The sequence below is a fragment of the Sphingomonas corticis genome (assembly GCF_012035195.1).
Taxonomy (GTDB): domain Bacteria; phylum Pseudomonadota; class Alphaproteobacteria; order Sphingomonadales; family Sphingomonadaceae; genus Sphingomonas; species Sphingomonas corticis.
The window spans coordinates 290,712-307,142 of the sequence record NZ_JAAVJH010000002.1; the positions used below are offsets into that span (position 1 = coordinate 290,712).

Genomic DNA, 16,431 nt, shown 5'->3' on the forward strand with positions numbered 1-16,431 from the left:
AACGAACCGGTCAGGCCCGCCCCCGCGCAATATCTTCGCGAAGATTCGATCCGCGGCGGGATGGACCTCCTGCTCTTCGCCCACAAATCGCACCTGCGGAAGGCGGACGACGAACTCGCCAAGCTGAAGCTCGGCCGCGCGCACCACCGCGTGCTCTACTTCGTGGCGCGCCGCCCGGGGCTGACCGTCGCCAACCTGCTCGACCTGCTGGGCATCACCAAGCAGTCGCTGAACCGGATACAGAAGGACCTGCTCGCCCGCGGGCTGATGGTGCAGGAGGTAGGCAAGCAGGACCGCCGCCAGCGCCTGCTGCGGCTCACCACGGAGGGGCAGGCGCTGGAGCAGCGGCTGTTCGACGACCTGCACGACAACATGCTGCGCGCCTATTCCGAGGCGGGGGAGGCCGCGGTGAACGGCTATTGGCTGCTGATGCAGGCGCTGATGTCGCCCGAGGCGAGAAAGCAGTTCGCGAGCTTCCACCGCAAGGCGTGAGGCGATACGAGAAACGCCGCCAGCGCTCGGGCTGGCGGCGTCTCGTGGCTGCCGACGAAGAGCGGCAGGCAGGCTCAGGCGAAGCGGACCTTGGCCGCAACCGCCTGGCGGCGGCGCATCGCTCCACCCACGGCGCCGAAGCCGAGGATCATCAGCGCCCAGGTCGCGGGCTCGGGCACGCCGGCGGCGATGTTGTCGAACTCGAACGAGTTCTGGCCGGACGAGAAGGTCACGCGGCTGATGAGCGGGCCGGTGCTCCGGTAGCTGACGAAGCCGTTGGTCTCGCCGACGATCTGGTTGCCGCTCGGGAACGACAGGTCGTTGATGATCTGGCCGCCGAAGTAATCCTGGAACGTGCCGTCGGTGAACTCGAGACGCAGCGCGTTGTAGGTGTCGAGCGAGCCGAGCACGAAGCCGAAGGAGCGCACGCCGCCGGCCGGATTGTACTCGAACCCGTAGAAGGTCGCCGCGCCGCCGCCAAGCACCGCGCCGAACTTGCCGGTGCTGCCGAACGCCGGCCGCGCCGCGACGTTGCTCACCGAGTCGGAGAAGACGCGGGCCTCGCCGGTGCCGTTGCTGATGGAGAGGCCGTCGGGATAGCTCTCGAAATCGTCGACGACGGTATAACCCGCCGCCACGCCGGCGGCCGGAGCGAAGGAGACCACGACGGCGGCGGAAGCCGGCAGCGCCGCGGTGGAAGCGAGTGCGGTCAGGCCAAGCGCAAGAAACTTCATCGGACATCCCCTGATTACACCGACTTAGGTGCCGGCTGGGGAAACCTTTCCGCCCGATGAACGCCAACCACAATGGTTCGATTCTTACACCCGAGGGCGCCTGTCCCGAGTTGGGCCACCGCCGCTCGCCGTCACCCCGCCGGCCGACCCATAACGGCAGCCGCACGCCGCGCCGGCGTGGGCGGTCGCTTCAGTTCGGCCGAGGTGGAAGGTGGATGCCCGACAAGGATTCGAACCTTGATTGACGGAGTCAGAGTCCGCTCTCTTACCATTAGAGGATCGGGCAACGAGGGGGCGCCTCTAGAAAAGTCGGCCCGTGCTGTCAACGCCCGCATCGACCGCCGGTTGCGGGGATAACGCCAAGCGTGTAGCGCTGAAGGCCAAGCACCGGGTCCGGCATCGCGCGGACCGCGGCAGAGACAGAAAGTGACGGCAATGGGGGAGTTTCCCGCCGGATTGCCGCACCGGCGGGGTGGGGATCGACGCCCGCCCGCCCGGACGGCATCCGTTCCGCCGCGCTCGCGCGGCACGCCGCGGCATTATGCCGCGCTCGACCTTGGCACCAACAACTGCCGGCTGCTGATCGCGCGGCCGCAGGGCGACGGGTTCGCCGTCGTCGATGCCTTCTCGCGCATCGTGCGGCTGGGCGAGGGGCTGGCCACCACCGGGCGCCTCTCCGACGCCGCGATCGAGCGGACCATCGCCGCGCTGCGCGTCTGCGCGGAGAAGCTGAAGCGCCGCAACGTCACGCTCGCGCGGTCGGTCGCGACGGAGGCGTGCCGCCGTGCCAGCAACGGCCAGGCGTTCATGGAACGGGTGCTGGCCGAAACCGGCATCCACCTCGACATCATCTCCGCGGAGGAGGAGGCGCGACTGGCGGTGCTGGGCTGCCACGTGCTGCTGGAGCCGGGCGACGGCCCCGCGCTGGTGTTCGACATCGGCGGCGGATCGACCGAGCTGGTGCTGATCGACACGGCCACGCCGGTACCCACGGTGCGCGACTGGCATTCGGCGCCGTGGGGCGTCGTGTCGCTGACCGAATCGGTCGGCGGCGTGGTCGGCGACGACGCGGCGCGCGCGGCCATCTATGGGCGGATGCGCGCGCTGGTGGCGGACAGCTTCGCGCCGTTCGCCGCGCGGCTTCCCCGCTTTCCGGCCAGGCCGGACACGCCGCCGCGGCTGCTCGGCACGTCGGGCACGGTGACGACGCTGGCCAGCGTGCACCTGGGGCTGGAGCGATACGACCGCGCGCAGGTGGACGGGCTGATCGCGCCGGCGGCGGCGATGCGGCGGATCAGCCAGGATCTCGCCGGCCTGTCGCTGCCCGACCGCGCGGCGCTGCCCTGCATCGGTCGCGAGCGGGCCGACCTGGTGGTGGCGGGCTGCGCGATTCTGGAAGGGATATTGGACCTGTGGCCCGCCGAGCGGCTGGGCGTCGCCGACCGCGGGATCAGAGAGGGCATCCTGCGCCGCCTGATGGAGACCGCGTGATGAAGCCGGGCGGCGGGAGCGGGGGCGGGCGCCCGGTGCAGGGGCGCCAGCGCGTGAAGACCGCGCGCAACCGCAGCGCGCAATCGACCCGCTGGCTGGAGCGGCAGCTGAACGACCCGTATGTCCGCCGCGCCAAGGCGGAGGGCTATCGCAGTCGCGCGGCGTACAAGCTGCTGGAACTGGACGAGCGTTTCGGCTTCCTCAAGGGAGCCAGGCGCGTCGTGGACCTCGGCATCGCGCCCGGCGGCTGGACGCAGGTGGTGCGCCGCCGCGTGCCCGGCGCCGCGGTGGTGGGGATCGACCTGCTGCCGGTGGACCCGATCGACGGCGCGACCATCTTCGAGATGGACTTCATGAGCGACGAGGCGCCCGCGCGACTGATGGAGGCGCTGGGCGGCGCGCCCGACCTGGTGCTGTCCGACATGGCGGCGAACACCGTCGGCCACCCGCAGACCGACGCGCTGCGCACGATGGGGCTGGTGGAGGCCGCGCATGCCTTCGCGATCGAGGTGCTGCGCCCCGGCGGCGCCTTCGTCGCGAAGGTCTTCGCCGGCGGCGCGGACGCCGCCTTCGTGGCCGAGATGAAGCGCAACTTCGCCACGGTGAAACATGCCAAGCCGCCCGCGAGCCGCAAGGGATCGGTCGAATGGTTCGTCGTGGCGCAGGGGTTCAAGGGGCGGCCGTCGGCGGGCGAGCCCGCGGCCGAAGGGTAGCTGGCGACCCTTTGCCCGCCGTCATCGCTCGGCCCAGGGCGGCTTCGCCTTTCCCTGTCCTACCTTCCTGCACCCTGCTAACCGCGCGTGGAACGCCGGCGCACCCGTTCGGCGGAAACCCGTTCTCGCCTCAACAGTCTCAACATTCGCGCGCCTGCGCCTGATTGTGGAACCAGCATGACCTCCCCCCGCCGCACCTTCGCGATCATCTCCCACCCCGACGCAGGCAAGACGACGCTGACGGAGAAGCTGCTGTACGTCGGCGGCGCGATCCATCTCGCCGGAGAAGTGAAGGCGCGCGGGGCGAACCGGCGCGCGCGGTCGGACTGGATGAAGATCGAGCAGCAGCGCGGCATCTCCGTCACGTCCAGCGTGATGACGTTCGAGCGCGACGGGATCACCTTCAACCTGCTCGACACGCCGGGCCACGAGGATTTCAGCGAGGACACCTATCGCACGCTCACCGCAGTCGATTCGGCGGTAATGGTGATTGACGCGGCCAAGGGCATCGAGCCGCAGACGCGCAAGCTGTTCGAGGTGTGCCGGCTGCGCTCCGTTCCGATCATCACCTTCGTCAACAAGGTGGATCGCGAGGGTCGCCCGCCGTTCGAGCTGCTGGACGAGATCGCCGACGTGCTGGCGCTGGACGTGTCGCCGATGAATTGGCCGATCGGCATGGGTGGCGAGTTCGAGGGGGTGATGGACCTCGCCACGCGCCGCATCAGCCGGCCGGAAGGCGACAGCCGCACGTTCCAGGGAACGGTCGACGAGGCGCCGCTGTCCGATCGCTTCGCCGAGGAGGTGGAGCTGGCGGAGGCGGGATACGCCCCTTTCGACGGCGACGCCTACCGCCACGGCGACCTGACGCCGGTCTATTTCGGCTCCGCGCTGAAGGATTTCGGACCGGCGGAGCTGATCTCGGCGCTCGCCGCGCACGCGCCCCCGCCGCGCCCGCAGCCGGCGGAGCCCGCGCCCGTCTCGCCCGACGACGGCGAGGTGACCGGCTTCGTCTTCAAGGTGCAGGCGAACATGGACCCGCAGCATCGCGACCGCATCGCCTTCATGCGGCTGTGTTCGGGCACGTTCAAGCGCGGGATGAAGCTGACGCCGACGGGCCACGGCAAGCCGATCGCGGTCCACTCGCCCATCCTCTTCTTCGCGCAGGACCGCGAGATCGCGGACGAGGCGTTCCCCGGCGACATCATCGGCATCCCCAACCACGGCACGCTGCGCGTCGGCGACACGCTGTCGGAGCGCGCCGACGTGCGCTTCACCGGCCTGCCCAATTTCGCGCCGGAGATCCTGCGCCGCGTCGCGCTGAAGGATCCGACGAAGACCAAGCAGCTGCGCAAGGCGCTGGACGACATGGCGGAGGAGGGCGTGACGCAGGTCTTCTATCCGGAGATCGGATCGAACTGGATCATCGGCGTCGTCGGCCAGCTGCAGCTCGACGTGCTGATCTCGCGGCTGGAGACGGAGTACAAGGTCGCCGCCGCGCTGGAGCCCGCGCCGTTCGACACCGCGCGCTGGGTGTCCGCGGCGAACCCGGCGGACCTGAAGGCGTTCACCGACCTGAACCGCGCCGCCATGGCCAAGGACCGCGACGGCAACCCGGTGTTCCTGGCGAAGAGCGCGTGGGAAGTGGGCTACGTCGCCGATCGCTACCCCGCCGTCACCTTCGCCGCGACGCGGGAAAGGTAGGCCGTACGACCGCCGACTTTCTAGGCAACATCCTCCGTTCGTGCTGAACGAAGTCGAAGCACAGCCATGGTCGCGCATGGCCTTCGACTACGCTCAGGCCGAACGGAGTAACGGTGGGTTCACCCTTCTTGCCCTCCCACGCTCACGCCAGCAGGTCGCGCGTTTCCGGATGCTTGTCCATATAGGCGCGCACGAACGGGCATTGCGGCACCACCTTCAGCCCGCGGTCGCGCACCAGGTCCAGCGCGCCGCGGATCAGGCGGCTGCCGACCCCGCGCCCCTCGATCGCGCCGGGGACGATGGTGTGCGTGAACACGATCGTGTCGCCTTCCAGCTGATAGGCGGCGACGGCCTGGTGGCCCTCCACCGTCAGCTCGAACTCCGCCTCGGCGCGATTGTCGATGACCTTCACAAACACCCTTCCACGTATCGGATCGCCGCCTCGCCCACGCGGATGGAGGCGATGCGGCCGTTCTCGCCGACCTCGTAGTGGATGCCGCGGCGCTTGTCCCTCCACCAGGTCAAGTCCGCGGCGGGCGGATCGGCGTAGGTGTGCGCGGCGCGGCGCAGCCCGCGCGGGTAGGCGCGGCGAACGCGCGCCGCGGGATCGCCCACCGCCACGCCCGCCGCGGTGGCCAGCCCCGGCCGCGTCGCCGCGATCCGCGTCAGCCGGCCGTCCTCGATCATCACGATCAGCCCGGCGGGCGCGCGGCGCGGGTGGAACTCCTCGCATCGCGCCGGCTCCGGGCCGGTGACACCGCCGCCGTGCGGGGCGCCGAGCGCGCGAACCACCGCGCGGCGCGTCATGCCGATGCGCAGCGTGCCCCAGCCGTCCGGGGTCAGCACGGCCGCCGCGAGCGCGAAGAGGATCATCGCGGTATGTCGATCGTGACGCGCCGGTTGCGCGCGCGACCGGCAGGATCGTCGCTGCCGTCGGCGGCTTCGTTGGGCGCCACGGGATCATTCTCGCCGAGCCCCACCGCCTGATAGTCGCGCCCGCCGAGCCCCGGCTGCGCGCGCAGCCACGCCGCCACCGCCTCGGCGCGCCGCTTCGACAGGTCCAGGTTGTAGACGTCCTCGCCCTTCGCGTCGGTGTAGCCGTTGATCGTCACCGTCCCCGCGCCCCCGCCGCGCACCGCATCGGCGGCGCGGCGAAGGTTCTCCTCCGCCGCGGGAGTCAGGGTCGCCTTGTCGAAGTCGAACAGCGTGTCCGCCGCCAGCGCCACGCGCGTGCCGAAGTCGGTCTTCTCCACGGCGAAGCCGCTGATCGTGCCCGTCAGCGCGCTGGTCTGTCCCGTCAGCCCGCTGACCGTGCCGATCCCGCGGGTGGCGGCGGGCGCCGGCGCGGACGTCGCCGATGCCGTGGGCGCGGGGGTGGGCGGCGAGCTGCCGCCGCCGCCGCAGCCGGCCAGCATTGCCGCGCCCGCCGCCGTGACGAACGCGATCCTCATCGCGTCACGGGAACGGCGTCGAAGGGGGCGACGCCGGGGACGGTGATCGACACCGTCTTCGACGTGGCGGGCGGCGCCGGGAACTTGAACCAGATGACCGAGGGCTTGCTGAAGCTGTCGGGCCCGACCGACTTGCCGCTCGTTTCCAGCGGCGCGGCGATCCACTTGCCGCTGTTGTCCTTCAACACGCTGATCCGCTGCGAGGTGGCGTCGTCGATCACGCTCACCTCGTCCAGCGGCAGGTGGACGCAGCAGCTGCCGCCGGAGAAGGTCATCGACACGGTCAGGATGTCGCCCGTCACCGCCACCTTGTTCAGCGCCACGGTGTTGCCCTCCGGCCCCGGCTGGGTTTGTATCGCCGGCGCGACGGCGGTGACGGCGGGGGAGGGCGTCGGCGCGGGCACCGCCTCCCGTGCGACGCCGGTGTCGCCGGGCGCGTCGGTGGCGGTGTCGGCGGCCGGCTGGCTGGCATTCTCCTGCCGCACCGAGCAGGCGGCGAGCGTCGCGGCGGCCATTGCGGCGATCAATATCCGGTAGGGCATCGGTTCCTCTCCCGTAACGATGCCGGTCAATGTTCCGCGCCATGGCGGGGTTCCCCGCGGCGGTCCCCGGCCCTAGATGCCGTCGCGACGATGGCTCTCGACCCGCTTCCCACCCTCCACCGCATCTTCGGCTTTCCCGACTTCCGCGGCGTCCAGCGGCAGGTGGTGGACCGCGTGCTGGCGGGCGAGCGGACGCTGGCGGTCATGCCGACGGGGGCGGGCAAGTCGCTGACGTACCAGCTGCCCTCCGCCATGCTGGACGGGACCTGCGTCGTCGTCAGCCCGCTGATCGCGCTGATGCACGACCAGCTGCGCGCGGCGGAGGCGGTGGGCCTTCGCGCCGCGACGCTGACCAGCGTGGACGAGAACCGGGCGGAGACGCGCGGGCGCTTCCTCGACGGTCAGCTCGACCTCCTCTACATCGCGCCCGAGCGCGCGTCTGGCGGCGATTTCCGCGACCTGCTGCAGCGCGGGCGCGTGGCGATGTTCGCGATCGACGAGGCGCATTGCGTCAGCGAATGGGGGCACGATTTCCGGCCCGACTATCGCCTGCTGCGCCCGCTGCTGGACCTGTTTCCCGACGTGCCGCGCCTAGCACTGACCGCCACCGCCGACGCGCACACGCGCGACGACATCCTCGACCAGCTCGGCATCCCGCGCGAGGGGATGATCGTCGCCGGGTTCGACCGGCCCAACATCCGCTACACGATCGGCGCGCGCGACAACACGACCCGCCAGCTGGTGGACCTGATCCGCGCCACGCCCGGCCCCGGCATCGTCTACGCGCAGACCCGCGCCGCCACGGAGAAGCTGGCCGCCGCGCTGGCGGTGACGGGGCGGCCGACGCGCGCCTATCACGCGGGGCTCGACCCGGCGGTGCGCGCGAGGAACCAGGCCGATTTCGTCCGGTCGGAGGACATGGTGATCGCCGCCACGGTCGCCTTCGGCATGGGCATCGACAAGCCCGACGTCCGGTTCGTGGCGCACGCCGGCCTGCCCAAGTCGATCGAGGCCTATTATCAGGAGACCGGCCGCGCCGGGCGCGACGGCGACCCGGCGGTCGCGCACCTGTTCTGGGGCGCCGAGGATTTCGCCCGCGCGCGCCAGCGCATCGGCGAGGTGGAAGCGGCGCGCCAGCCGGGCGAGCGCGCCCGGCTGCAATCGCTGGCCGCGCTGGTCGAGACCGCGGGGTGCCGCCGTGCGATCCTGCTGCGCCACTTCGGCGAGCATCCGCCCGAGCGATGCGGCAATTGCGACAATTGCCTGAACCCGCCCAAGGCGATGGACGCGACGCAGGTGGCGCGCAAATACCTGTCCGCCGTCTTCCGCACCGGGCAGATGTTCGGCGCGACCTATGTCGAGCAGGTGCTCACGGGGAAATCGTCAGAACGCTCGCTGATGAACGGGCACGAGGCGCTGTCCGTGTGGAACATCGTCGGCGAGGAGGAACTGGCGCTTCTGAAGCCGGTCGGCCGCGCGCTGCTGCTGCGCGACGCGCTGCGCACGAACGCGCACGGCGGGCTGGAGTTCGGCCCCGGTGCCCGCGCCATCCTGAAGGGCGAGGCGGAGGTCGCGCTGCTGGAGCCGCCGCCGCGCGCACGCCGTTCGCGGTCGAAGGCCGGGGAGGCGAACCCCGTCGACGACCCGCTGTTCGAGGCGCTGCGCGCCGCGCGCCGCGACCTGGCCAAGGAGGCGGGGGTGCCGCCCTACGTGATCTTCCACGATTCGGTCCTGCGCGAGATCGCGGCACGGCGCCCCGCCACGCTGTCGGACCTCGGCCATGTCGCGGGCGTGGGCCAGCGCAAGCTCGACGCCTATGGCGAGGCGTTCCTGAAGGTGGTGCGGGACAATTAGTCCGACCGGCACCGGCATAATCCTGCGACATTTGGACCCTAGCGCCGCGCTTCGACAGGGAGAATGACGAATGCGCGCGTTGGGTTTGCTGCTTCTGACCGGCACGGCGGCGTCGCCCGCGCTCGCGCAACAGGCCGAGCCGGCGGCGGCGCAGGCGCCCGCCGCCGCCGCCGGGGCGCAGCAGGAGCCGGAACCCGACGAGGCGGAAGGCGGCGGCAGCGGCGGTGCGGCGGAGAACGCGGCGGCGGAGGACGAGGCCGCGGAGCTGGTCGTCACCGGCGCGCGGCTGCCCGGCAGCGTGCCGGGCGACATCACGCCCGAGCAGCAATTGTCCCCCGCGGACATCCGCAGCTACGGCGTCAACTCGGTCTCCGAGCTGCTGACCGAGCTGGCGCCGCAGACCCGCTCCGGCCGCGGCGCGGGCGGGCCGCCGGTCGTGCTGGTGAACGGCCGCCGCATCTCCGGCTTCCAGGAGATCCGCGATCTGCCGACCGAGGCGATCCAGCGCGTCGACATCCTGCCCGAGGAAGTGGCGCTGAAGTTCGGCTACCGTGCCGACCAGCGCGTCGTGAACTTCGTGCTGCGCCGCCGCTTCCGCGCCGCCACGGTGGAACTCGACCACCGCGTCGCCACCGACGGCGGGCGGCAGCAGCCCGAGGCCGAGGTCGACCTGCTGCGTATCCAGGGCGCGAGCCGTACCAACCTGCACGTCGAATACACGCAGGCGGGGCGGCTGACCGAGGCGGAGCGGGGCGTGCGCCAGCAGGCGACCGACTTCTCCGTGCCCGGCAACGTGGTCGGCGCCGACGGGGCGGAGGTGGCGCCGGGACTGGGCAGCGTCGTCGGCGTGCCTGCCGCGGCGGCGACGCGCCCGCCGGTGCTGGCGGATTTCACGCCGGGCGCGTCGGTGACGGACCAGTCGCGCTTTCGCACGTTGCTGCCCGAGACGAGGACCTTCGCCGCCAACGGCACCTACGCGACCAGCGTCTTCGGCAACGTCGCCTTCAGCGTCAACGCGACCGTCGACCACAACCGGACCGAGGCGGACCGCGGCCTCGCCACCACGTCGCTCGCGCTGCCCACGGGCAACCCCTACTCGCCCTTCGCCGGGCCGGTGACGGTGGCGCGCGCGTTCGACGGCCCCGGCGCGCTGGTGCAGCGCGGCGAGAGCACCGACCTGCACCTGGGCAGCACGCTGAACGGCGATGCCGGACGCTGGCGCTGGACGGTGACGGGCACCGCCGACCGGTCGAGCAGCGACACGGTGACGCAGACCGGGCTGGACGCCACCCCCTTCCAGGCGCGGCTCGTCGCAGGCGACGCGGCCGCCAATCCGTTCGGCCCGCTGGACCTCGCGCGGCTGCCCGACAATATCGGCCGCTCGCGCAGTACCAACCTGTCGCTCAACTCGCTGGCCAGCGGCCCGCTGTTCGCGCTGCCGGCGGGCGATGCCAACGCGTCGATCCGCATCGGCGCGTCGACCAGCGACTTCTCCAGCTTCTCCTCGCGCGCCAGCGGGGAGCAATCGGCGTCGATCGCGCGCGACATCGCCGGCACGCGCATCAACCTGGACCTGCCGATCGCGCGCCGCAACGTCGCGCTGTCCGCGATCGGCAATTTCTCGCTGAACGGCAACATCGAGATCGAGCGGCTGTCCGACTTCGGCACGCTGGTGACGCTGGGCTATGGCGCCAACTGGTCGCCGCTGGTCGGCGTGCGCTTCCTCGCGTCCGTCACCGACGAGGAGAATGCGCCGGGCGCGTCGCAGCTCGGCAATCCCGTGGTGCTGACGCCGGGGGTGCGCGTGTTCGACTATGTCACCGGCACGACCGCGACGGTGACCACGGTGAGCGGCGGCAACCCGGGGCTGGAGGCGGAGGAGCGCCATGTCACCAAGCTGGGGCTGGACCTGAAGCCCTGGTCGTCGCGCGAGATCAACCTGATCGCCAATTACGTCACCAGCCGCACCGACGGCGCGATCGCGGGCTTCCCCACCGCCAGCGCGGCGATCGAGACCGCCTTTCCCGACCGCTTCGAGCGCGTGAACGGCACGCTCGTGCGGCTCGATTCGCGGCCGATCAACTATGCGCGGACGGAGCGGTCGGAGCTGCGCTACGGCATCAACCTGTCCTTTCCGTTGAAGTCGGCGATCCAGAAGCAGCTGGAGGCGTTTCGCGCCGGCACCGGGCCCAACCCCTTCGCCGGCCTGCGCCCCCCGGGCGGACGCCAGCGGCCGGCGACGCAGCCCGACGGCAGCGCCGCCCCCGGCGCGCCGCCGCCCCCCGGCGATGTGCCGCCCCCGTCGTCGGGCGAGGAGCCGCGCCGGTCCGGCGGGCCGGGTGGTAGCGGGCCGGGGGGCGGACGCGGCTTCGGCGGCGGTGGCCGAGGCGGCGGCGGGGGCCGCGTGCAGTTCGCGCTCTACCACACCTGGCACCTCAGCGATCGCGTGCTGATCGCCGACGGCGGGCCGCTGCTCGACCTGCTCGACGGCGACGCGGTGGGCAGCAACGGCGGCCAGCCGCGGCACGAGCTGGAGGGGCAGGCGGGCTATGCCAACAACGGCCTGGGCGCGCGGCTGTCGGTGAATTTCCGCAGTGCGACGCGGGTGAACGGCGGCACGGTGGACGCGCCGGAGACGCTGAGCTTCGGCAGCCTCGCCACCGCGGACCTGCGGCTGTTCGCCGACCTTGGCCAGCGGCTCGACTGGGTGCGCGCACATCCCTGGCTGCGCGGCACGCGCGTGTCGGTGGGGGTCACGAACCTGTTCAACCAGCGCCAGCGCGTCACCGACCGGACCGGCGAGGTGCCGATCGGCTTCCAGCCCGCCTACCTCGATGCGTTGGGCCGCACGGTGCGCGTGTCGGTGCGCAAGATCTTCTTCTGACGGAGGATTTCACGCGCAGCCGCGAAGAAGCCTTCTTCTCCACGTGAAAGCGATTTGCCCTCAAAGCCCGGTGCGAGTCGCCAGCCAGCGCGCGGCGGCCTCGGGCGACACCTTGCCCGCATCGCGGTCGACCATGTAATTGGCCTCGCGCATCGCCTCCACGGAGATGCGGCCGGCCAGCGGGCGCAGCGCTGCCACCAGCCGCGGGTCCGTCGCGGCGGTGGGCGAGAGCAGCAGGATCGCGTCGTAGCCCGGCATGGCGCGCTTCGGATCGGTCAGCACCGTCAGCCGCTCCGCCGCGATGCGCCCGTCGGAGGAGAAGGCGCTGATGACGTCGGCGCGCCCGCTCTCCAGCGCGCGGTACATGAACGTGGGGCTGTAGGGCGTCGCGCCGGCGAAGCGCAGGCCGTAGGCGCGGCGCACCGCCGCCCATTCCGGGCGGTCGAGGAATTCCAGATCCGCGCCCAGCCGCAGACGCGGTGCCGCGCGGGCCAGGTCGTCCAGCGTGCGCACCGCACCGCCGGGCCGCATCGCGAAGGCATAGGCATTCTCGAAGCCGAGCGCGCCCAGCAGCGTCACGCCGCGAGTCCGCTTCGCCCAATCGGCGATGGCGCGCACCTGCTCGGCGCGCGGCGGGACGTCGGTACGCTTCATCTCGCCCGACCAGATCGTGCCCGCATAGTCGACATAGGCGTCGATCTCGCCCCCCGCCACGGCACCGAACGCCACGGCGGAGCCGAGCCCGTCGCGATAGTCGACCCGGTAACCCGCCCGCACCAGCCGGTCGCCGATCAGCCGCGCCAGGATATATTGCTCGGAGAAGTTCTTGGCGCCGATCACCACGCGCCTCTCGGACGAGGACCACAGGGGTGCGCTGGCCGCCAGCGTGGCGAGCGCGAGCAGCCCCAGCGCCGCGCCCGTCCACGTTGGCCGCCGCCGTGCCGCGCCCGCTTCCGCCACGGCGAGCAGCGCGTCGACGCCCAGCGCCAGCCCCGCCGCGCCCAGGCAACCGGCCAGCACCAGCGCCCACGCCTGCGTCTGCAACCCGGCGAAGATCAGGTCGCCCAGGCTCGGCTGCCCGACCGTGGTCGACAGCGTGGCGGCGCCGATCGTCCACACCGCGGCGGTGCGCACGCCGGCCATCGCCACCGGCAGCACCAGCGGCGCCTCCACCCACCGCAGCTTCTGCCCCGCGGTCATGCCGATCCCGTCCGCCGCCTCGCGCACCGCGGGGTCCAGCCCCGTCAGCCCGGTCGCCACGTTGCGGACGATCGGCAGCAGCGCGTAGAGCGTCAGCGCCAGCAGCGCGGGCAGGAAGCCCAGCGCGGGCACCCCGCCGATCCAGAGGAGGATCGGATAGAACAGCGCCAGCAGCGCGAGGCTGGGCACCGTCTGCACCAGGCTGGCGATGCCGAGCACCACGCGACCCACCGCCGGCCGCCGCGCCGCGACGACGCCGAGCGGCAGCGCGAGCGCGACGGCGAGCGCCAGCGCCGCCATCGCCAGCAGCAGGTGCTGCGCGGCGAGCGCGGGGACGCGGGCCAGCGCCTCGCTCACGCGCCCGCCATCGCCGCCAGCCGCTCCGCCTGCGCGCGCGGCACGGCCACCAGCGCCTGCGCGGCCGCGCCGCCCGCCCCGGCGAGCAGCGCCGCGGGCGTTTCGTCGGCGATCGCGCGCCCGGACTGCATCACCAGTACGCGGGTGGCGTGGAGCAGCGCCTCCGCCATGTCGTGCGTCACCATCACGGTGGTGAGGCCGAGCCGGTCGTGGAGCGAACGCACCGCGCTCGCCAGCGTCTCGCGCGTGACGGGATCGAGCGCGCCGAACGGCTCGTCCATCAGCAGCAGCCCCGGCTCGCTCGCCAGCGCGCGGGCCACGCCGACCCGCTGGCGCTGCCCGCCCGACAGCTCGGCCGGCATCCGCGTCGCGAGGGCGCGCGGCAGCTCGACCAGGTCCAGCATCGCCGCCACCCGGTCGCCGGCCGGCACGCCGGCGAGCCGCAGCGGCATCGCGACATTCTCCGCCACGGTCAGGTGGGGAAACAGGCCGACGTTCTGGAAGACGTAGCCGATGCGCCGCCGCAGTCGCCACGCCGGCCCTTCCGCCACATCGGCGCCGTCCAGCAGCACGCGACCCGCGTCGGGCACGACCAGGCGGTTGGCGGTCTTCAGCAGCGTCGACTTGCCGGATCCCGACGCGCCGACCAGCGCCACGAACTCGCCCGGCGCGATCCGCACCGCCACGTCGTCCACCGCCGCTGCGCCGCCATAGCGCTTTGTCACGCCCTCGAAGGCGAGCGCGGGTCCGGTACGGGCTGGCATCGCGCGCGAGGATGGGGGATGAGGCCGCATCGGTAAAGGGGAGACGGCGGGCATGAAGGCGATCCTGGTGACGGGCGGCGGTTCGGGCATCGGCCGCGCGGTGGCGCAGCGTTTCGCGCGCGAGGGCTGGCGCGTCGGCCTCGCCGACATCGACGCCAAGGGACTGGCGGAGAGCGCGGCGCTGCTGCCGGCGGAGCGGGTGTCGACGCACCAGATGGACGTGCGCGACGCGACGGAATGGGAGCACGTGCTGGCGGAGTTCGCCGCGCTGTCGGGCGGGCGGCTGGACGTGCTGTTCAACAACGCCGGGATCGCCGCGGGCGGGCCGTTCGGCGACATCCCGCTCGACGCGCTCGACCGCGTCATCGACATCAACTTCCGCGGCGTCGCCTACGGCGCGCGGCTGTCGCACCCCTATCTGAAGGCGACGCCCGGCGCCTGCCTGCTCAACACCGCATCGGCCAGCGCGATCTACGGCTCCGCGGGGCTCTCCGCCTATTCCGCCACCAAGTTCGCGGTGCGCGGCCTGACCGAGGCGCTGGACGCGGAATGGGCGGCGGACGGCATCCGCGTGCGCAGCCTGATGCCCGGCTTCATCGACACCGCCTTGCTGGCCGTGCCGATGGCGGGCAGCAACCGCACCGCGCGCGAGGCGGTGGTGGGATCGGGCCTCGAGTTCACGCCGGTCGAGACGGTCGCCGACCTCGCCTGGGCGGCCGTGCACGGCGACCGGGTCCACACCCTGGTCGGCCCCACCGCGCGCCGCCTCGCCTTCGCCGCGCGCTGGATGCCGGGACGGTTGCGCCGGATGATGCGGCGCCGCGCGCTGGAGGGGTGAGGCCGCGGCGGCGGATCACCCGCCCAGGATGCCGTCGATCGCGCCCGCCAGTTGCACGTCGCGCTCCGACAGGCCGCCGGCGTCGTGCGTGGTCAGAAGGATGTCCACCCGGTTGTAGACGTTCGACCATTCGGGATGGTGGTCCATCCGCTCCGCCAGGATCGCGACCTGCGCCATGAAGCCGAACGCCTCGGCGAAGTCGGTGAAGACGATCGTGCGCGTGATCGCGTCGCGCGCCTCGTCGAAGTCCCATTCCGGCAGGCCGTCCAGCGCATCGGCGCGCTCCGCCTCGCTCAACTGCTCGACCATGCCCGTTCCTTGCGATGTTGGGGAGACGAGGGGTATGGCCGCGGGCGTGAACGCGCAAGATGCCCTGGGCGAGGCCCCCTCCGCCGCCGCGATCGAGGCGCACGCCCGCGCGACGATCGCGCGCCTGCCCGACGCCTTTCGCGTGCATCTGGGCGACGTCGTCCTGCTGGTGGAGGAGGAGGCGGACGAGGAGACGCTCGCCGCGCTCGACATCGACCACCCGCTCGACCTGACCGGCGTCTACGTCGGACGACCGGTGGGCGAGAAGTCCGCGTTCGACACCGGTGCGCTGCCCGACCGCATCCACCTCTATCGCCAGGCGATCCTGGCGGAATGGTGCGAGACGGGCGTGCGGCTGGACGATCTGGTCGCGCACGTCACCATTCACGAGATCGGACATCACTTCGGCCTCAGCGACGCGGACATGCACGCGCTGGAAGAGGCGGTGGCGGATTGACGCTGCGCGTCAGCGACCTCGCCGTCGTCCGCGGCGGGCGCGTGCTGGCGGAGCGGCTGTCCTTCGCGCTCGCGCCGGGCGAGGCGCTGCTGGTGACGGGGCCGAACGGCGCGGGCAAGTCGAGCCTGCTGCGCGTGCTCGCCGGGCTGGGGCGGAAGGACGGGGCGGTGGAGCGGCCGGCACGCGTCGCGCTGATGGCGGAGGCGGCGGCACTGGACGTGGAGCGGACGCTGGCCGATGCGCTGTCCTTCTACGCGCGACTGGACGGCGGCGACGTGGGTGCGGCGCTGGTGGACGTGGGCCTCGCCGACCTCGCGGACGTGCCGGTGCGATGGCTCTCCACCGGGCAGCGTCGCCGCGCCGCGCTGGCGCGCGTGCTGGCATCGAACGCGGAACTGTGGCTGCTCGACGAGCCCGCGACGGGGATGGATGCCGCCGCCGTGGCGATGCTGGAGGCGCTGGTCGCGCGCCACCGCGCGAAGGGGGGCATGGCGGTGATCGCGACGCACCAGCCGCTGGCGGTGCCGGGCGCGGCGGAGTTGCGGTTGTGAGAGGCGCGCGTGCTATCCCGCTCCTCGCCGGCGCCGTCACCCCGGAGCGGTGCCGGGGGCCAGGGTGCTGCGTCCCGGCGCCGCGACGAGGCC

Annotated in this window: 17 protein-coding genes and 1 tRNA gene; 9 read left to right on the forward strand and 9 right to left on the reverse strand. The window is 72.3% G+C overall.

Annotated features, from left to right (window positions below; all coding sequences use genetic code 11):
- Window positions 1-60: 60 nt before the first annotated feature.
- Entirely contained in the window at window positions 61-492 is a 432-nt protein-coding gene (locus tag HBH26_RS04135; protein WP_338057232.1) for a MarR family winged helix-turn-helix transcriptional regulator, read from the forward strand.
- 74 nt (window positions 493-566) lie between these two features.
- On the opposite strand, the gene HBH26_RS20375 is transcribed toward HBH26_RS04135, so the two are convergent.
- Together HBH26_RS20375 and HBH26_RS04145 are read right to left on the reverse strand one after the other, a co-directional pair.
- A complete protein-coding gene (locus HBH26_RS20375) occupies window positions 567-1,226 on the reverse strand; it encodes a PEPxxWA-CTERM sorting domain-containing protein (RefSeq protein WP_209308309.1) in 660 nt (219 codons plus the stop codon).
- A gap of 212 nt (window positions 1,227-1,438) precedes the next feature.
- Window positions 1,439-1,512, reverse strand: a tRNA-Gln gene (locus tag HBH26_RS04145).
- Window positions 1,513-1,661: 149 nt separating this feature from the next.
- Between HBH26_RS04145 and HBH26_RS04150 the strand changes: the two genes are divergently transcribed.
- The 3 genes from HBH26_RS04150 to HBH26_RS04160 all read left to right on the forward strand — a co-directional run bounded on the left by HBH26_RS04150 (window position 1,662) and on the right by HBH26_RS04160 (window position 5,131).
- On the forward strand, window positions 1,662-2,717 hold the full coding sequence (locus tag HBH26_RS04150; RefSeq protein ID WP_168133329.1) for a Ppx/GppA phosphatase family protein: 1,056 nt from the start codon (window positions 1,662-1,664) through the stop codon (window positions 2,715-2,717).
- On the forward strand, window positions 2,717-3,430 hold the full coding sequence (locus HBH26_RS04155) for an RlmE family RNA methyltransferase (protein ID WP_168133504.1): 714 nt from the start codon (window positions 2,717-2,719) through the stop codon (window positions 3,428-3,430). The genes HBH26_RS04150 and HBH26_RS04155 overlap by 1 nt, the downstream gene beginning before the upstream one ends.
- 177 nt (window positions 3,431-3,607) lie before the next feature.
- On the forward strand, window positions 3,608-5,131 hold the full coding sequence (locus HBH26_RS04160) for a peptide chain release factor 3 (RefSeq protein ID WP_168133330.1): 1,524 nt from the start codon (window positions 3,608-3,610) through the stop codon (window positions 5,129-5,131).
- 142 nt (window positions 5,132-5,273) lie between these two features.
- On the opposite strand, the gene HBH26_RS04165 is transcribed toward HBH26_RS04160, so the two are convergent.
- From HBH26_RS04165 to HBH26_RS04180, 4 genes are read right to left on the reverse strand one after another with little or no spacing between them, the layout of a single operon-like run.
- On the reverse strand, window positions 5,274-5,549 hold the full coding sequence (locus tag HBH26_RS04165; RefSeq protein ID WP_338057233.1) for a GNAT family N-acetyltransferase: 276 nt from the start codon (window positions 5,547-5,549) through the stop codon (window positions 5,274-5,276).
- Window positions 5,540-6,004, reverse strand: a complete 465-nt coding sequence (locus HBH26_RS04170) for a hypothetical protein (RefSeq protein ID WP_168133331.1) — start codon at window positions 6,002-6,004, stop codon at window positions 5,540-5,542. Before HBH26_RS04170 ends, HBH26_RS04165 begins: the two co-directional genes overlap by 10 nt.
- Window positions 6,001-6,582 carry an OmpA family protein gene (locus tag HBH26_RS04175; protein ID WP_168133332.1) on the reverse strand — a complete coding sequence of 194 codons (582 nt, stop codon included), beginning with the start codon at window positions 6,580-6,582 and terminating at the stop codon, window positions 6,001-6,003. The genes HBH26_RS04170 and HBH26_RS04175 overlap by 4 nt, the downstream gene beginning before the upstream one ends.
- Window positions 6,579-7,124 (reverse strand): hypothetical protein, encoded by a 546-nt coding sequence (locus HBH26_RS04180; RefSeq protein WP_168133333.1) that lies wholly within the window; start codon window positions 7,122-7,124, stop codon window positions 6,579-6,581. Before HBH26_RS04180 ends, HBH26_RS04175 begins: the two co-directional genes overlap by 4 nt.
- Before the next feature lie 90 nt (window positions 7,125-7,214).
- On the opposite strand from HBH26_RS04180, the gene recQ reads away from it, so the two are divergent.
- On the forward strand, window positions 7,215-8,978 hold the full coding sequence (recQ, locus tag HBH26_RS04185) for a DNA helicase RecQ (RefSeq protein WP_168133334.1): 1,764 nt from the start codon (window positions 7,215-7,217) through the stop codon (window positions 8,976-8,978).
- Between the two features lie 70 nt (window positions 8,979-9,048).
- Window positions 9,049-11,862: a TonB-dependent receptor gene (locus HBH26_RS04190; protein WP_168133335.1), complete on the forward strand. Its 2,814-nt coding sequence runs from the start codon at window positions 9,049-9,051 to the stop codon at window positions 11,860-11,862.
- A gap of 60 nt (window positions 11,863-11,922) precedes the next feature.
- Here the strand turns inward: HBH26_RS04190 and HBH26_RS04195 are convergent, their stop codons facing one another.
- Both HBH26_RS04195 and HBH26_RS04200 read right to left on the reverse strand, forming a co-directional pair.
- Window positions 11,923-13,362: an ABC transporter permease/substrate-binding protein gene (locus HBH26_RS04195; protein WP_168133506.1), complete on the reverse strand. Its 1,440-nt coding sequence runs from the start codon at window positions 13,360-13,362 to the stop codon at window positions 11,923-11,925.
- 53 nt (window positions 13,363-13,415) lie between these two features.
- The gene (locus HBH26_RS04200; RefSeq protein WP_168133336.1) at window positions 13,416-14,183 is read right to left on the reverse strand and encodes an ATP-binding cassette domain-containing protein; all 768 of its coding nucleotides are present in this window, start codon (window positions 14,181-14,183) and stop codon (window positions 13,416-13,418) included.
- Between the two features lie 52 nt (window positions 14,184-14,235).
- Between HBH26_RS04200 and HBH26_RS04205 the strand changes: the two genes are divergently transcribed.
- Complete coding sequence (locus HBH26_RS04205; RefSeq protein WP_168133337.1) at window positions 14,236-15,021, forward strand: SDR family oxidoreductase; 786 nt, start codon at window positions 14,236-14,238, stop codon at window positions 15,019-15,021.
- 15 nt (window positions 15,022-15,036) lie between these two features.
- Here HBH26_RS04205 and HBH26_RS04210 read toward each other — a convergent pair whose 3' ends face one another.
- The gene (locus HBH26_RS04210; RefSeq protein WP_168133338.1) at window positions 15,037-15,330 is read right to left on the reverse strand and encodes a 4a-hydroxytetrahydrobiopterin dehydratase; all 294 of its coding nucleotides are present in this window, start codon (window positions 15,328-15,330) and stop codon (window positions 15,037-15,039) included.
- Window positions 15,331-15,376: 46 nt separating this feature from the next.
- On the opposite strand from HBH26_RS04210, the gene HBH26_RS04215 reads away from it, so the two are divergent.
- Together HBH26_RS04215 and ccmA are read left to right on the forward strand one after the other, a co-directional pair.
- On the forward strand, window positions 15,377-15,787 hold the full coding sequence (locus HBH26_RS04215; RefSeq protein WP_420824974.1) for a metallopeptidase family protein: 411 nt from the start codon (window positions 15,377-15,379) through the stop codon (window positions 15,785-15,787).
- The gene (gene ccmA, locus HBH26_RS04220) at window positions 15,784-16,338 is read left to right on the forward strand and encodes a heme ABC exporter ATP-binding protein CcmA (protein ID WP_168133081.1); all 555 of its coding nucleotides are present in this window, start codon (window positions 15,784-15,786) and stop codon (window positions 16,336-16,338) included. Before HBH26_RS04215 ends, ccmA begins: the two co-directional genes overlap by 4 nt.
- The last annotated feature ends 93 nt before the right edge of the window (window positions 16,339-16,431 follow it).

Bases quoted from the DNA above. Each gene is read 5' to 3' on its own strand.
- HBH26_RS04135 (WP_338057232.1), top strand. From the start codon at position 61: ATGGACCTCCTGCTCTTCGCCCACAAATCGCACCTGCGGAAGGCGGAC.
- HBH26_RS20375 (WP_209308309.1), bottom strand. From the start codon at position 1,226: ATGAAGTTTCTTGCGCTTGGCCTGACCGCACTCGCTTCCACCGCGGCG.
- HBH26_RS04150 (WP_168133329.1), top strand. From the start codon at position 1,662: ATGGGGGAGTTTCCCGCCGGATTGCCGCACCGGCGGGGTGGGGATCGA.
- HBH26_RS04155 (WP_168133504.1), top strand. From the start codon at position 2,717: ATGAAGCCGGGCGGCGGGAGCGGGGGCGGGCGCCCGGTGCAGGGGCGC.
- HBH26_RS04160 (WP_168133330.1), top strand. From the start codon at position 3,608: ATGACCTCCCCCCGCCGCACCTTCGCGATCATCTCCCACCCCGACGCA.
- HBH26_RS04170 (WP_168133331.1), bottom strand. From the start codon at position 6,004: ATGATCCTCTTCGCGCTCGCGGCGGCCGTGCTGACCCCGGACGGCTGG.
- HBH26_RS04175 (WP_168133332.1), bottom strand. From the start codon at position 6,582: ATGAGGATCGCGTTCGTCACGGCGGCGGGCGCGGCAATGCTGGCCGGC.
- HBH26_RS04180 (WP_168133333.1), bottom strand. From the start codon at position 7,124: ATGCCCTACCGGATATTGATCGCCGCAATGGCCGCCGCGACGCTCGCC.
- recQ (WP_168133334.1), top strand. From the start codon at position 7,215: ATGGCTCTCGACCCGCTTCCCACCCTCCACCGCATCTTCGGCTTTCCC.
- HBH26_RS04190 (WP_168133335.1), top strand. From the start codon at position 9,049: ATGCGCGCGTTGGGTTTGCTGCTTCTGACCGGCACGGCGGCGTCGCCC.
- HBH26_RS04195 (WP_168133506.1), bottom strand. From the start codon at position 13,362: ATGGCGGCGCTGGCGCTCGCCGTCGCGCTCGCGCTGCCGCTCGGCGTC.
- HBH26_RS04200 (WP_168133336.1), bottom strand. From the start codon at position 14,183: ATGCCAGCCCGTACCGGACCCGCGCTCGCCTTCGAGGGCGTGACAAAG.
- HBH26_RS04205 (WP_168133337.1), top strand. From the start codon at position 14,236: ATGAAGGCGATCCTGGTGACGGGCGGCGGTTCGGGCATCGGCCGCGCG.
- HBH26_RS04210 (WP_168133338.1), bottom strand. From the start codon at position 15,330: ATGGTCGAGCAGTTGAGCGAGGCGGAGCGCGCCGATGCGCTGGACGGC.